Below are 14,762 nucleotides of genomic sequence, written 5' to 3'. Positions count from 1 at the left end.
GAGAGGATGTTGACTGTTGAAAGCAATGATTCGGGATGTAAACAAATATGTAGGAGAAGAAGTGACGATCGGGTGTTGGTTAGCAAACAAACGCTCAAGCGGTAAAATCGCCTTCCTCCAACTTCGGGATGGCTCTGGATTCATGCAGGGTGTCGTCGTCAAAGAAACAGTCGGCGAAGACTTATTCAAACAAGCAAAAGGCTTAACGCAGGAATCATCACTATGGGTGACAGGTGTCATCAAATCAGATGGCGGTCGGACAGCGATCGGTCATGAAATGGAAATTTCAAAAATCGAAGTCATCCATGAAGCAATCGATTATCCGATCACACCAAAAGCACACGGAACGGACTTCTTGATGGATAACCGTCACCTCTGGTTGCGTTCAAAGCGTCAGCATGCGGTCATGGTCGTTCGGAACGAATTGATTCGTGCAACGTACGAATTCTTTAACCAAGAAGGATTCATCAAAGTGGATCCGCCAATCTTGACAGGTAGCGCACCAGAAGGAACAACAGAATTGTTCCACACGAAATATTTCGATGAAGATGCGTACCTTTCACAATCGGGTCAGCTTTACATGGAAGCGGCAGCAATGGCACTTGGAAAGGTCTTCTCGTTCGGTCCAACGTTCCGTGCTGAAAAATCAAAAACACGTCGTCACTTGATCGAATTCTGGATGATGGAGCCTGAGATGGCATTCCACGATCACGAGATGAACCTCGAAGTCCAAGAAAACTATGTTTCGCACCTTGTGCAATCAGCACTGAAAAACTGTCGTGCGGAACTTGAGTTGCTTGGACGTGACTTGACGGTCCTTGAAAACATTAAAGCACCGTTCCCGCGCGTCAAGTACACGGAAGCAATCGACATGCTCAAGGAGCAAGGATTCGACGATATCGAATTCGGCGATGACTTTGGTGCACCACACGAGACAGCAATCGCAAACAGCTTCGCACGTCCTGTCTTCATCACGCACTGGCCAAAAGCAATCAAACCGTTCTACATGAAGGAAGATCCGGAAAACCCAGACTTCGTCTTGTGTGATGATTTGATTGCCCCTGAAGGATACGGGGAAATCGTCGGTGGTTCACAACGTGAAGAAGATCATGAAAAACTCCTCGCTGAGATGAAGAAACATGGTCTTGACGAGACAGGTGCTTATAAATGGTATCTCGAAACACGCCAATACGGTTCTGTTCCACACAGTGGCTTCGGTCTTGGTTTAGAGCGGACAGTCGCTTGGATCACAGGTGTCGAGCACGTTCGGGAAACAATTCCGTTCCCACGTTTGCTAAACCGCCTCTATCCATAAGCAGTAAGGAAAAACATCGACCCATCGTCTCGACGGGTCGATTTCTTGTTTAGACTAGAGAATCGAGGAAATACGATGAATCATAATTTAGTGCAATTATTCGAGGAAGGGACGGTCGTCTTACCGAAACGATTGTTCACCGAGGCAAAACGGTTAGGCATCAGTTTTGTCGAGTTCACGTTAATTGGTCAATTGTTTGCTTGCCGGGCAGAAGGCATGGAGATGCCGTCACCGGAAGAGTTAAGTAATCGACTTGGACTATCCGAGACGGAAACGATCGAGACGACACTCGGTTTATTACAAAAAGGATTACTGGCAATGGAGAACGTCAACGGGTCTGAACGTTATTCGCTTGTTCCGCTTTACGAAAAGCTGATGGCACCACCGGAACAGGAAGCACCGAACTTTGATACGATCAATCCGTCCGTCTTCCAACAATTCGAGCGGGAACTCGGGATGATGTCACCGTTTCAGATGGAGCAGATCATTCAGTGGTTGACGATCGAGAACATTTCGGAAGAGCTAGTACTTGCCGCACTTCGAGAAGCGGTCTATCATAATGTCCGCAAAATGACCTATATCAATCAAATTTTACGGACGTGGGAACGTGAAGGGATCAAGACGCTTGAGGATCTCGCAGGGCGGGGAGGTTAAGGAAATGTTACGAAAGGCAGAAATCGATCGGATTGAAGCAACGTTAGAAGAGATGTTTCCAGATGCATTTTGTGAGTTGATTCATCGCAACCCGTTTGAACTGGTCGTAGCGGTTGCACTCAGTGCACAAGCGACCGACGTACTTGTCAATCAGGTGACGCCTGGGTTGTTCGCAGCGTATCCGGATCCTGCGTCGCTTGCTGCGGCACCCGTCGAGAAAATCGAGGACAAAATCAAACGACTTGGATTGTACCGGAATAAAGCCAAAAACATCAAGGCGCTTGCGGCACAGCTCCTTGCGCAACACGACGGAGAAGTCCCGACGGAACGCGCCGGGCTCGAAGCCTTACCTGGCGTAGGACGCAAGACGGCGAACGTCGTCTTGTCTGTCGCCTTTGATGTACCGGCCTTTGCGGTCGATACACATGTCGAACGTGTCTCGAAACGCCTCGGGATCTGTCGCTGGAAGGATAATGTCACGCAGGTCGAAGCAACACTGATGCGTCGTTTCAAACGGGAGCGTTGGTCAAAGCTCCATCATCAATTCATCTTCTTTGGACGTTATCACTGCAAGGCACAACGTCCGAACTGTGAAGCGTGCCCGTTACTCGACATGTGTCGAGAAGGGAAAAAACGGACAAAAGGAATAGCTACACCCTAAAAAGGGACAGACTCAAAAAAAGAATGACTCGTCACACGCAACTCCTACAGGAAAAGCGCATTTTGCGCTGTTAGAGACAAACAAGACCTGAGGAAAGAGCGTGAAAAGACGAGTCATTCTTTTTTATTAGATAAGGGTGACAGATCATTCTGCCACCCTTATCTTTATAGAGACTAATTTTTGAGTCATTACCCATTCCAAGGAGTATCGGACCATTCACGACGCTTTTTCGTGATCGGTACTTTTTTGAATCCCCAGTTTCGGAAATCTTGGTCCGGACTATCGCGTCGAATGTAAATCTTATCTTTGATGGCTTTAAAAATCCGGTTTTCGTCCCCATAATGGACAAACCGTGGTTTTACCTCGATGACACCACGACGGACGCGAGATAAAGGTAAGCAGACCAAGTCGGCAATCTCAAGACCAGATTGGTAGAGGTCGCTGTCTTTTTCAGCAAAGATGAAGCCTTTGATTTTTTGACGGCTTTTTTCGACGTCGAGATGGACCGTTCCCGAATTGAAGATATCGAAGAACGCCTTTTGAATGAGCAAGTTTTGATAATCATCACGGCTTTCAAGAACGACACGCGCACTCGTTGCTTCTGTCTCATCGAGGAAGGAATAAAACGACTTCATCAGATGGGCGAAGGCAACGACATACGGATCCTTCGGTGTCGAGAAGAAGTCTTGTAGCTTCTGTTTATCGACTTCGACGCTGACGATCGTACAATCGATATCAACTAAAAATTCTGGTAAAGCGATCCAGAAATGACGTAACATATCGATCGTGATACCATCTTCTTTACCATACGGATGCTCAGCTTTTAAAATCTCCTTCAAATGAAGGGGAATATGCGGATCTTCAAAAACTTTTGCCTTAAAATCCATCAAACGTTGACGAAGCGGACTTGGTTCACCGGTCTCATCCGAATCGATGGCATATTTATATTCCATCAAGACACCCGTTAAGTTGAATTGTGTATTACCCTTCGGTGTCCCAGTTTCGTCGACGAACATGATGTATTTCTTCGGGGCAGGGGTCGAATTCTTAGGAAATCCTTTGACGTCAACGCCTTTGACGTTCGATTGTACCCGTTTGTTCAAATGAATCTCCTCCAATTGCACAATAATTACACAGTCTTTTCGAAAGAAATGCTCTTGATGCCACTTTACACGCTAGGCGGCTGAAAAGCTATAGCCTGATAAGTGAAACCGTAGAAACATTCCTTCGTATGATTAGGTGTTCGACTTAAGGAAGATAATTCCTGTTTTTTAATCGTTATTCTTCACCATTCATCAAGCGATCGATATAACGAACGGATTTAATCGTTTCATTGAAGCGCTTCAGACTCGTTTTCGGCTGAAATGCTTGGACGGAAATTTGCTTCAATTGATCAACGGCGCTTTCGACCATGCTAGGTCGTAAGTAAGGACTATCTTGGGCATTCGTTTGCCACTGTGCAATCAGTTGATCCGCTCGTTCAACGAACGGTACGACGTCTCGATTGAAGTCATATTCGGTTCCGGCACGTCCTTCTTGATAAATACGTTCAATCTCTTGTAATAACGGTTCAATTGTCATTGGTTTTTAACTACTCCTCTCGGCCGATACGGTACAATCACATATCATGGTACAATAAACGCGATAGGAGGGGAATCGTTTTGAATTACCCGAACGGTAAAAAATTTCAAAAGCCACTCGAGTCGCATGGAACCCGAATCAAGAAGGCGCGATCAACCGATTCCACCTTTTCGAATCGAGGGATGACGCTCGAAAAATTATTGAATGAAAGTAATACGTTTTACCTGACCCATAATCGGGCAATCATTCACAAGAAACCCACTCCGTTACAAATCGTCCAAGTTGATTATCCGAAACGGTCGGCAGCGGTCGTCAAGGAAGCCTATTTCAAGCAACCGTCGACGACGGACTATAACGGTGTTTATCGCGGAAAATATATTGATTTCGAAGCGAAGGAGACGACGAATAAAACGTCCTTCCCGATAAAAAATTTTCACCCCCATCAAATCGCACACATGCGTCAATGTGTCGAACATGGAGGAATTTGTTTTGTCATCATTCGTTTCAGTCTGTATAATGTGCAATATGTGCTTTCAGTCGAGCACGTGTTCCCCTGGTGGGATCAGCTAGAAAGCGGACGAAAATCAATTCCGCTGACGGTCATTGAACGAGACGGTATCAAAGTCGAGACTGGCGCGTACCCTGCCATCGATTATTTAAAGGCAGTGGACGAACTATATTTCAATTCAGACACTTTTTGATTGAAGGAGAAGGATAGCATATGGAAAGAAGTCGTGTCGCACGTCGTGAAGAGACGAAGTCATCTGAGAAAAAGATGAAACGGACGAAACGTCCCCAAAAGAAAAAGTCAGGTGGAGGTTCCGGTGGGAAAGGTCCACTTTGGAAAAAGTTATTGCTGATCGCTACCGGATTATTCATCGTCATGATGTTAGTCGGAGGCGGATTTGCCGCTTACGCGATTGCTACGGCACCTGAGCTCGATGAGACAGAACTTCGAGATGCTCTGCCATTGAAAATCTATGCGAGCAATAAGGAAGAGATTACGAAAGGCGGAACGAGTCGAGAATACGTGTCAATCGATGAAGTACCGGAAGTCGTTAAAGACGCATTCATCTCGATTGAGGACCGTCGTTTCTATCAGCACAACGGAATCGATTTCCGTCGTCTGGGCGGAGCCATCATCGCGAACGTGACGGATGGTTTCGGATCGGAAGGAGCTTCGACGATCACACAACAGGTCGTCAAACAATCATTCCTTAGCTTCGATAAAACGGTCACGCGGAAAGTTCAAGAACAATGGCTCGCAATCCGGTTAGAGCAGGACTATACAAAAGATCAAATTTTAGAGATGTACTTGAACAAAAACTACTACGGTCAAAACTCGTTTGGGATTCAGACGGCTTCAAAAGCTTATTTCAACAAATCAGTTGATAAGTTGAATTACGCGGAAGCTGCGATGCTCGCAGGACTGCCACAACGTCCGACAGCATACGATCCAATTAAAGGAGATCCAAAACTGACGAAATGGCGCCAGACACAAGTTCTTGATGCGATGTTGACGACAGGCGTCATCTCACAAGCGCAACGAGACAAGGCAGTCAAACAACCGATCTCAAAATTAATCAATCCGGCGCCAAAGTCGACGAAGGATGAATCGTACGACAGCGTCATCTTCGATATGGTATCAAAAGAGTTAGAAGATGATTTTGGTTTAGAAGGAAAAGACATCTACGGTCAAGGGTTGAAGATCTATACTTCGATCGATAAACCGATGCATGACTATATGAATGAAGCGATCAAGAAAGATCAAATCGTTCAATTACCGGAATATGCGGAAACAGCTGCGACAGCGGTCAACACGCAAACTGGAGAAATCCTTGCGGTCGTTGATGGTAAAAATCCAGGTAAAGGCACAGCGCGACGAAACTTTGCGAATGAACCGCATCAACCGGGATCGTCCGCAAAACCATTCTTCGCTTACGGACCAGCGATCGAAAATGATAAGTGGTCGACTGCGAAACAATTGACGGATAAACCGACAGAAGTCAACGGAAAAGAGATTGGTAACTATTATGATGGATACCGTGGCACGAATACGATCCGCCACTGGTTAAAAATCTCGGCAAACACACCGGCCATCCAAACGTATCAAGAAATCGGCGGTGATTCAGTCGAGGCGTTCGCTGAAAAATCTGGCTTAAAGATGAAAGATGATGAGTCGATTTCGCCTGCGTATGCGATTGGTGGGATGAAACACGGTTTCAATACGACACAGATGGCAGGAGCGTATGCCACACTTGGTAATGGTGGCGATTATATCAAGCCACACGTCATCAAATCGATTGAGTATAGTGATGGATCGAAAATCAAATCACCAATCAAATCGAAAAAGGCAATGGAAGACTATACAGCGTATATGTTGACGGACATGTTGCGTGACGTCTTAAAACCAGGTGGTACGTTCCCGAGTGCTGGATTGTCATTTGATGCAGCCGGTAAGACAGGAACGACGAATGCCTATAAAGATGTCTGGTTCGCAGGATATACATCGGATGTCTCAATCAGTGTCTGGACTGGGACGACGAAATCCGGAAACAACAATGGAGCCGGACTTAGCGGTCCGTACAACAGTACGATGGCACAGCAAATCTGGAAAGATTTCATCACGAAGACACGTGATCGTACGCCAGCACCATTTGAACAACCTAGTTCTGTCCTCAGTATCGGAAACGAATTGTACGTGAAAGGGACGAAGGAACCTGTCGTTGAAAAAAAGACGGTACCCGCTCCGACTGGATTACAAGCATCTTACGATGAAGACACAAAGAGCGGTGAACTGACTTGGAACTATAATGACGCCGCGCTTCGTGCCAATGGGTATGACGATGTATCGTTTGAAGTGACGATGACAGATGCTGACGGTGAAACATCGACGATTGGTACGAGCACGACGAATCGAATTGCCATCAATGGTTTGAAACCAGGACGGTCAACGTTCCAAGTCGTAGCGAAAGCGTCTGGAGAGGAATCTGGTCCGGTCTCGACGACGGTAACCGTTACCGATCCTGAAGCAGAAGAACCGACGACGGATGAACCATCGACGGATGAACCTGCAACGGACGAACCATCGACAGATGAACCGACGACGGATGAACCTGCAACGGACGAACCATCGACAGATGAACCGACGACGGATGAACCTGCAACGGACGAACCGACAACGGACGAACCGACGACGGACGAGCCGACGACGGATGAACCGGCAACGGATGAACCGGCAACGGATGAACCGACGACGGACGAACCAGCAACAGATGCACCGAATTCGAATGATGGAGCAAACGCGCAAAACAATTCGAATGGTTCGACGGAACGAAACAACAATACCAACAATCCGAATAACAATGGAGATGACTCTGAAGATTAATAAAGGAGCGTCACTTGTAAAGTAGACAAGACCAAAGACGAGTAGTTCGTTCTTTGGTCTTGCCTCTTTTTTTGTATAATGAGAAGTGGAAGGAAGTGAAGGCATGCAAGCGAAACAAACGCTCGTTGCATTTCTCGAAGAATTGAAACAGGACCGCTCGTTCATGGAGCGGATTACGTATATGAAAACGATGGAAGCGACAGCTGGGCGCTATGTCGATTTTCCAGAACGACTCCCGGAGCGTTTACGACAAGCTCTTCGAACACGTGGGATCACGCAATTGTACCGTCACCAAGGGTTAGCGTTTGAACGTGTACAAGCGGGAGAGTCGACGGTCATCGTCACACCGACTGCCTCCGGAAAGACCTATTGTTTTAACTTACCGGTCTTATCGCACCTGCTCGAGCATCCGAACGCGCGGGCATTATATCTCTATCCGACAAAAGCCCTCGCACAGGATCAAAACAGTGAATTACTTGAATTGATCGATCAATTAGAGGCGCCGATCCGATGTTTTACCTATGACGGAGATACGTCACCGACGATTCGAACAAAAGTACGAAAAGCTGGTAATATCGTCATCACGAATCCGGATATGCTACATTCCGGCATCCTACCACACCATACGAAATGGATCGAACTGTTCGAGAACTTGAAGTATATCGTCATTGATGAATTACACACATATCGTGGTGTGTTTGGTAGCCATGTCGCCAATGTCATTCGTCGCCTGCGACGGATTTGTCGGTATTATGGTAGTGATCCCGTCTTCATCATGACGAGTGCGACGATCGCCAATCCGCAGGAACTAGCAGAACGACTGACAGAAAAAACAGTCGGTTTGATTGATGATAACGGTGCGCCAACAGGACGTAAACATTTTCTCGTCTATCAACCACCCATCGTCAACGCACAACTCGGCATTCGACGTTCAGCGACGCTTGAGACGAAACAACTGGCGATGCGCTTCATCAAGAAAAAGTTCCAAACGATCGTCTTTGCACGGTCACGCGTTCGCGTTGAAGTCTTACTGACGTATCTACGAAGCATCTATCCTCATGAACTCGGTCCTCGATCGATCGAAGGGTACCGGGGCGGTTATTTGCCGAGTGAGCGACGGGATATCGAACGACGGTTGCGTCAAGGAGAAATCACCGGTATCGTCTCGACGAATGCCCTTGAACTTGGTGTCGACATCGGTCAACTGCAAGTCTGTATCATGAATGGTTATCCGGGAACGATTGCTTCGCTCTGGCAACAGGCAGGGCGTGCGGGACGTCGACAAGATGATGCACTAATCATTCTCGTCGCTTCTTCCGGTATGCTCGATCAATATGTCGCAGAACGACCAGAGTTATTCTTGAATCAATCCCCGGAAGCAGCCCGACTTGATCCGGATAATCTGATCATTGCCGTCGATCACGTCAAATGTGCAGCGTTTGAACTGCCTTTTACGAAAGGAGAATCATTTGGGACTCTCGAGACGGAAGATATCCTCGAATACTTAGTCGAAGAGCGTGTCCTGCACGAACGTGGCGATCGATTTTATTGGATGAACGATGCGTTTCCGGCTCATGGAATATCGCTTCGGTCGAGTGATCAAGAGAACGTCATCATCGTCGATCAGACCGAGGTACCGAATCGAGTCATCGGTGAAATGGATACGTTTAGTGCGATGACATTGTTACATGACGAGGCCATTTATCTTCACGGAGCCGATCAATACCAAGTTGAGCATTTGGATTTTGAAGAGAAAAAAGCGTTCGTCCGTGCCGTGGACGTTGATTATTATACGGATGCTAATTTTTCAGTCGACCTTTCCGTGCTCGAAGAAGATGAACAGTATGCAGAGGGAGAATATAGTGTTGCGCGCGGAGATGTCAGCGTCCGCGGAATGGCAACGATGTTTAAGAAGATTAAGTTCGGTACGCATGAGAACATCGGCTCTGGTCCGATTCACTTACCGGAACGAGAAATTCATACGACAGGTGTTTGGTTCACTTTACCCGATCACGCACGCTCTTCGACAGAGCTCGAACAAGTGTTAGAAGGGGTCGCGAATAGTCTCAGACGTGTCGCACCGCTTTATTTGATGTGTGATGCCAGTGATGTCTTCGTCGTGCCGCAAGTCAAGGCGACACACACGCAACAGCCAACTGTTTATCTATATGATCGTTATCCAGGGGGTGTCGGTCTCGCGGAGTCGATTTATAAGCAACGCGGTGTCATGTTGCGTGCCGCCCGTGATTCGATCGTCACATGCCCGTGTCAGGACGGTTGTCCTGCCTGTATCGGTATGGTTGGCGTAGCAGACGAGAAAGAACGAACGATTCAGTTGTTAGCAGAAATGGAGAAGGAACTATCATGAAAAATCGTCTTAGACGTATGCTGAAATCTACATCAGACGCCGCAACGGAGGATCAAGTGTCTTCCGCTCCTGAAGTGGAGACGCTGAAAACACCAATCGGGTGGACTGACGAACAGCAAGCCTGGATTGATCGTGGGGCCGATATCTTGACGTTCGAAGAAGAGTGGATCGTCAGGATCGACAAGCGATATGCATTAACAGATCGACATGGAGACCGAAGCTTTGCTGAAGTGTATGAGTCCTTACAATTGCCGCATCCGCCGCTTGCGTTAGATGTCCCGCTCGAGCAGGTCATTTTCTTTGATACAGAGACGACAGGATTACGAGGAACCGGAACGACGATCTTTTTACTCGGGTTCGCGCGCTTTGAGCAGGGCGGATTGCTGATGCGACAATATTTCTTACCGCATGCGCACTTTGAAGCTGCCTTTTACCATCACTTCCTGCACGATATCGGAGATGATGTCCGCTTTGTGACCTATAACGGGAAAAGTTTTGATTGGCCGCAAATCAAGACACGTCATGTCTTCGTTCGGGAACGTGTTCCGCGTTTGCCGAAAGTCGGTCATCTCGATTTACTTCATGTCGCGCGACGAATCTTTAAAGGAATGTATGATTCCTATCGATTGACAGCGATGGAAGAGCGAATCGGATTTGAACGGGAAGGGGATTTACCTGGATTTTTGGCGCCGATGCATTACTTTCAGTACGTCGAACACCAGCATCCGGATATCATGACAGGGGTCTTGCAACATCATCTGGATGACTGTCTGACGCTTGTCGGACTGTATGATGCGTGCAATCGACTCGTCACACATCGAGCAGAGGCGCCTTCTCCGATTCAAGAAAATATCGCGATTTGGCTGGCAGATCTCGGAATTCATGAAGGATCACACGCTCATTTTCAGCAAGTCAAAGAACTATCAGCAGAAGGATGGTTGCGCCAAGGATATTTGCATAAAAAAATGAAGAACCATGAACAAGCTCGAGATTGTTTCTTGAAGAGCGACAGTTATTTAGGGTACGTTGAGCTTGCGAAGTGGGCAGAGCACATTGCAAAAGATCCAGTGCTTGCTTATGATTATACGGAACGAGCACGACAACACGTCGAGCGACATCATTGGTTAATTACTAAAAAAGAACGAATCTTGGCAGAGCTGGATCATCGAGGACGTCGGTTGAAAAGGAAGTGTGACGTGTGAAAGTTGTCGCCATCACAGGATACAAACCCAATGAACTAGGTATCTTTGATCAAAAACACCCTGGTATCCGGGTTTTAAAGGCAGCATATCGTGAGCGAATGATTCGCTTAATTGAGGATCGAGGTACAGAGTGGTTTATCACGAATGGCTCACCGGGTTGCGAAATCTGGGCATGCGAGGTCGTACTTGAATTAAAGGAAGAGTATCCCCATATTCGTCTCGGTATTCTTTTGCCGTTCTTGGAACAGGAAGCACGCTGGAAAGAGCCAGTTCAAGCGCAGTACCTTTCCATTCTTGAACAAGCTGACTTCGTCGAAGCAATCAGCCAGAAACCGTATACGGATCCATCGCAGTTACGTAATAAAACCGAGTTCATGATTCAAAAAAGCCAAGGATTATTGTCGGTTTTTGATGAAGAACATGGAGGATCAGCGAAATTTTTAGTAGAGCGTGCTAGAATAGAAATGGAACAATCCGATTATCAGTTGTTTTTAATTACACAAGATGATTTATCTTGGCTCGAACAAGAATTACAATACAATGATCAGTGGGAGTGAAGAGGATGTATAAGCCATTGTTGACAGCGGACGATATTTACAAAAAGGAATTCAAAACCGGCCTCCGTGGCTATGTCATCGAAGATGTCGATGGATATTTGGATCAAATCATTAAAGATTATGAAGGATTCGAACGTGAGATCGAACGTCTGAAGAAAGAGAACGAGGCGTTAAAACAAGCACCAGCACAACCGGTAAAACGTGAAGAGCGCCGCGTCGAGCAAGCGGAGCCACAAGTATCAAGTTCATCGAACTATGACATGTTACGTCGTATTTCAAATCTAGAGAAGGCTGTTTTCGGACGTCCGCACCAAGATTGACGCATCAAAAAAGACATTTCTGTCAGATCAGAAGTGTCTTTTTTGATTTCCTTCTTTTTGAAAGAATCGTCATCTGAATGAAAACGGTGTTAAGATAACTAATAATACATACTACAAAGGATGATGAACCATGTTACAAGTCATGACTGCTTCTGTTCCTCAACCACCGCGCCGTCGTTTTTTTGCAAGCAAACAAGTGAGTACGACGACGAGTGAAACGGATGCACTCTGTAATGAAATCCGTCATGTTTGTCGTTTTGATTGGATGTTGTTTGATCGGATTCGTCTTTCTGACACGATAGTCATTCCTTTTGCGCTAATCGGACCAAAAGGATTGTTCCTCGTGTTACAAAACGATGCGGTCGTAGAATGGATGACAGAGGAATCTTGTCATGTCACGGATGCTGAGCATGGAAGAAAAGTGTTTGCACCTCATCCCATCCATCGGTCGAAACAAATCGTTCAAGCGGTTCGAAAAACGCTAAAAGAACAAGGGATCATCATTCCGATTCATGGCATTACACTTTTTCCGAATGCACCACAGATGCGGACGGAACGAATTAAATTCCCGACGGGGCACAGCTTTAAAGATGTGCGGGCGTTCATCGTCTCTAAGAAATCCTCCCCTGTTCAAGAGCAAGAACGAAAACAAGTTGCGTTTTATCTCGCGCAACAACAGGAATGAACAAAGGCAGTGAAGCGCTCGCTTCACTGCCTTTTCGTTTGAATTCATCGTCTTGGTCGAGACGCAAGAATGTCTTCAGCTTGATCCAAGTCTTCTTTCAAGACATACACCGCTACGCGATCATCCAAGTCTTTACTGAAACGTCGGAATAAAAACGAAGTTTTGACGCCGCGTTCGACTCGAATCTCTAAGTCAGCTGCTTCGAGTCGCGCAGCGTCCTTTAATAAATCTTCTCCTTTTTCACCAAATGCTTCCCCGATCAGTGACCATCGAAGGTTTTCCTTCGTTCGTCTGCTGACGATGACGAGAAATGCAATGACCAAAAGAATGATTAAAACCGTTCGAACTAGCTGTATATCCATCTTTGCCTTCACCTCACCTACTATCATACCGAGTTAACGCGCATAAAGTAAACGTTCAACATAGCGGGCGAACGATTTACTTTTCAAACCTTGTTGGCGATACGCGATATAACCGTCAGGGCGAATTAAATATAATCCAGATTGCTTGATGCCAAAGCGTCGTGCCAGTTCACCGCCTTGATCGACGACACCATCCTCTTTAAGGGATTGATGGATCGGTACTGTCTCAAATAGATCGGGATAAGTATAGGCGAGTTCCTTGAATGGCTCAAGAAGATCATCGGTTGCATTTTTTGGTAAGAACAGTAGTAATAAGAAATTCCGATCGGCACGACGTAACAATAGTTCGTTCTTTTTCGTCCGCGGGTGAACGACTTCACTGTAAGGCATCGGTTCGCCTGGTTTTGGTGTCAATGGACTAAAGTGTCCTTGTGTGACGAAGGTCGAACTCGCTGGGTAGTGACTGTTGAGCTGTGCAATTCGGTTCGTCACGAAATGATGTAAGGGTGCGATCTTAAGACTATTTCGAATGACTTTTTCCTGCAAGGGCAATAAAAAAGGAATATTGATTTGCAAAAGTTCCGTCGCAAGATTGGTTGATCGTAAGATCCCTTGTGCCGCTTCCCGACGTTCGACGCTGTAAGAATCAAGTAATGGAAAACTCGCCTTGAACTGATGGACACACCATAGTTTCCAAGCGAGGTTCATCGCATCAGCAATTCCGGTATTCATTCCTTGACCACCGACGGGTGAATTGATGTGTGCTGCGTCCCCGATCAAATAAATCCGGTGGTGACCGAATTTCTCGATGATCCGATTATGGACACGAAACATCGAATACCAATGGACTTTTTTGAGCTCAAACGGTACTTTTGCTCGATTTTGTAAAAAGTCATCAATCGCTTTATGGTCGGTCGGAACAGGTCCGCTCGTTAGATTGCCGGTAATCCGGAACAAGTTCGACTGGAGAGGGAACGACTCGATAACGCCATGATCAGAGAAAAAGATATGAACTTCCTCAGAAGAGAGCGGCCAGTCGACCTCGATGTCAGCCAGTGCCCACGATTCTTTGAACGACTTCCCGCTGAACGGAAGCCCGAGTTCACGACGGACGAAACTGTTTGCACCATCTGCTCCGATGATGAAGGAAGCGTCGACCGTCTCTGTTTCTCCTTTATGTTGTAAGGATGCTGTAACGAAAGTTGGAAATTGAGCAAACCCTGTTAATTCTGTTTCGCGCTCGACTACGTGTCCATATTGGGCGAGTTGCGCTTCAAGAATCCGTTCCGTCTCACTTTGAGGCAACAGCGTAACGAACGGAAAAGGTGTATTCAAATCCGTAAAATCAAGTTTTGCCTGCCATGCACCATTGACATAGAGGTTTCCTTGATTGATTTTGATTGCATTCTCCATCAAGTCTTCTGCAACACCAAGCCTTGCGAACAACTCCAGAGAACGCGCTTGAATCCCGATCGCTTTTGAGACGACAGATGGTCCGCTTGCACGTTCGACGATGCGAAAGGATAATCCATAGCGTGAGAGTGCGAGTGCGAGTGTTAAACCGGTTGGTCCGGCACCGATAATGAGGACATCTAATTTTTTATTCACGGATAACCCCCCTTAATTTACATCTTAGCCAAAACTCGTTACCATTAAACTATTGATGACA

14 protein-coding genes are annotated in these 14,762 nt (G+C 46.5%); 10 read left to right on the top strand and 4 right to left on the bottom strand.

Translation table 11 applies throughout. The features are described 5' to 3' along the window. Positions 1-25 precede the first annotated feature (25 nt). The 3 genes from asnS (at position 26) to nth (ending at position 2,630) form a co-directional block, all read left to right on the top strand. Positions 26-1,315, top strand: a complete 1,290-nt coding sequence (asnS, locus tag KNQ03_RS03155) for an asparagine--tRNA ligase (protein WP_174316766.1) — start codon at positions 26-28, stop codon at positions 1,313-1,315. A 75-nt stretch (positions 1,316-1,390) separates the two neighbouring features. Continuing rightward, a complete protein-coding gene (locus KNQ03_RS03150) occupies positions 1,391-1,969 on the top strand; it encodes a DnaD domain-containing protein (protein WP_023468616.1) in 579 nt (192 codons plus the stop codon). A 4-nt stretch (positions 1,970-1,973) separates the two neighbouring features. Continuing rightward, positions 1,974-2,630, top strand: a complete 657-nt coding sequence (gene nth, locus KNQ03_RS03145; protein ID WP_149427574.1) for an endonuclease III — start codon at positions 1,974-1,976, stop codon at positions 2,628-2,630. A 188-nt stretch (positions 2,631-2,818) separates the two neighbouring features. Here the strand turns inward: nth and KNQ03_RS03140 are convergent, their stop codons facing one another. Both KNQ03_RS03140 and KNQ03_RS03135 read right to left on the bottom strand, forming a co-directional pair. After that, positions 2,819-3,733, bottom strand: a complete 915-nt coding sequence (locus tag KNQ03_RS03140) for a DUF3800 domain-containing protein (protein WP_023468614.1) — start codon at positions 3,731-3,733, stop codon at positions 2,819-2,821. Between the two features lie 175 nt (positions 3,734-3,908). Further along, on the bottom strand, positions 3,909-4,211 hold the full coding sequence (locus tag KNQ03_RS03135; protein WP_023468613.1) for a DUF1798 family protein: 303 nt from the start codon (positions 4,209-4,211) through the stop codon (positions 3,909-3,911). 74 nt (positions 4,212-4,285) lie between these two features. On the opposite strand from KNQ03_RS03135, the gene recU reads away from it, so the two are divergent. The 7 genes from recU to KNQ03_RS03100 all read left to right on the top strand — a co-directional run bounded on the left by recU (position 4,286) and on the right by KNQ03_RS03100 (position 12,731). Then, positions 4,286-4,912 carry a Holliday junction resolvase RecU gene (gene recU, locus KNQ03_RS03130; protein WP_035396916.1) on the top strand — a complete coding sequence of 209 codons (627 nt, stop codon included), beginning with the start codon at positions 4,286-4,288 and terminating at the stop codon, positions 4,910-4,912. A 20-nt stretch (positions 4,913-4,932) separates the two neighbouring features. Next, positions 4,933-7,599, top strand: coding sequence for a PBP1A family penicillin-binding protein (locus KNQ03_RS03125; protein ID WP_214723544.1), 2,667 nt, complete (start codon positions 4,933-4,935; stop codon positions 7,597-7,599). 103 nt (positions 7,600-7,702) lie between these two features. Next, positions 7,703-9,967 (top strand): DEAD/DEAH box helicase, encoded by a 2,265-nt coding sequence (locus KNQ03_RS03120; RefSeq protein WP_050677424.1) that lies wholly within the window; start codon positions 7,703-7,705, stop codon positions 9,965-9,967. 17 nt (positions 9,968-9,984) lie between these two features. Beyond that, the gene (locus tag KNQ03_RS03115) at positions 9,985-11,169 is read left to right on the top strand and encodes a ribonuclease H-like domain-containing protein (protein ID WP_251140231.1); all 1,185 of its coding nucleotides are present in this window, start codon (positions 9,985-9,987) and stop codon (positions 11,167-11,169) included. Then, on the top strand, positions 11,166-11,726 hold the full coding sequence (locus KNQ03_RS03110; protein ID WP_149427571.1) for an SLOG family protein: 561 nt from the start codon (positions 11,166-11,168) through the stop codon (positions 11,724-11,726). The genes KNQ03_RS03115 and KNQ03_RS03110 overlap by 4 nt, the downstream gene beginning before the upstream one ends. A gap of 5 nt (positions 11,727-11,731) precedes the next feature. Next, positions 11,732-12,046: a cell division regulator GpsB gene (gpsB, locus tag KNQ03_RS03105; protein WP_023468607.1), complete on the top strand. Its 315-nt coding sequence runs from the start codon at positions 11,732-11,734 to the stop codon at positions 12,044-12,046. A gap of 130 nt (positions 12,047-12,176) precedes the next feature. Then, positions 12,177-12,731 carry a hypothetical protein gene (locus KNQ03_RS03100; protein ID WP_149427570.1) on the top strand — a complete coding sequence of 185 codons (555 nt, stop codon included), beginning with the start codon at positions 12,177-12,179 and terminating at the stop codon, positions 12,729-12,731. 44 nt (positions 12,732-12,775) lie between these two features. On the opposite strand, the gene KNQ03_RS03095 is transcribed toward KNQ03_RS03100, so the two are convergent. Together KNQ03_RS03095 and KNQ03_RS03090 are read right to left on the bottom strand one after the other, a co-directional pair. Beyond that, the gene (locus tag KNQ03_RS03095; protein WP_023468605.1) at positions 12,776-13,093 is read right to left on the bottom strand and encodes a hypothetical protein; all 318 of its coding nucleotides are present in this window, start codon (positions 13,091-13,093) and stop codon (positions 12,776-12,778) included. A gap of 33 nt (positions 13,094-13,126) precedes the next feature. Beyond that, complete coding sequence (locus tag KNQ03_RS03090) at positions 13,127-14,701, bottom strand: FAD-dependent monooxygenase (RefSeq protein ID WP_214723540.1); 1,575 nt, start codon at positions 14,699-14,701, stop codon at positions 13,127-13,129. Positions 14,702-14,762 lie beyond the last annotated feature (61 nt).

This window comes from Exiguobacterium sp. s143 (assembly GCF_018618895.1).
In the GTDB taxonomy this organism is placed as follows: Bacteria; Bacillota; Bacilli; order Exiguobacteriales; family Exiguobacteriaceae; genus Exiguobacterium_A; species Exiguobacterium_A abrahamii.
The sequence above is the reverse complement of the archived record's forward strand: the minus strand, read 5'-3'. Positions and strand labels throughout refer to the sequence as shown.

Coding starts and splice junctions, on each gene's coding strand:
- asnS (WP_174316766.1), top strand. CDS start 26: ATGATTCGGGATGTAAACAAATATGTAGGAGAAGAAGTGACGATCGGG.
- KNQ03_RS03150 (WP_023468616.1), top strand. CDS start 1,391: ATGAATCATAATTTAGTGCAATTATTCGAGGAAGGGACGGTCGTCTTA.
- nth (WP_149427574.1), top strand. CDS start 1,974: ATGTTACGAAAGGCAGAAATCGATCGGATTGAAGCAACGTTAGAAGAG.
- KNQ03_RS03135 (WP_023468613.1), bottom strand. CDS start 4,211: ATGACAATTGAACCGTTATTACAAGAGATTGAACGTATTTATCAAGAA.
- KNQ03_RS03125 (WP_214723544.1), top strand. CDS start 4,933: ATGGAAAGAAGTCGTGTCGCACGTCGTGAAGAGACGAAGTCATCTGAG.
- KNQ03_RS03120 (WP_050677424.1), top strand. CDS start 7,703: ATGCAAGCGAAACAAACGCTCGTTGCATTTCTCGAAGAATTGAAACAG.
- KNQ03_RS03115 (WP_251140231.1), top strand. CDS start 9,985: ATGCTGAAATCTACATCAGACGCCGCAACGGAGGATCAAGTGTCTTCC.
- gpsB (WP_023468607.1), top strand. CDS start 11,732: ATGTATAAGCCATTGTTGACAGCGGACGATATTTACAAAAAGGAATTC.
- KNQ03_RS03100 (WP_149427570.1), top strand. CDS start 12,177: ATGTTACAAGTCATGACTGCTTCTGTTCCTCAACCACCGCGCCGTCGT.
- KNQ03_RS03095 (WP_023468605.1), bottom strand. CDS start 13,093: ATGGATATACAGCTAGTTCGAACGGTTTTAATCATTCTTTTGGTCATT.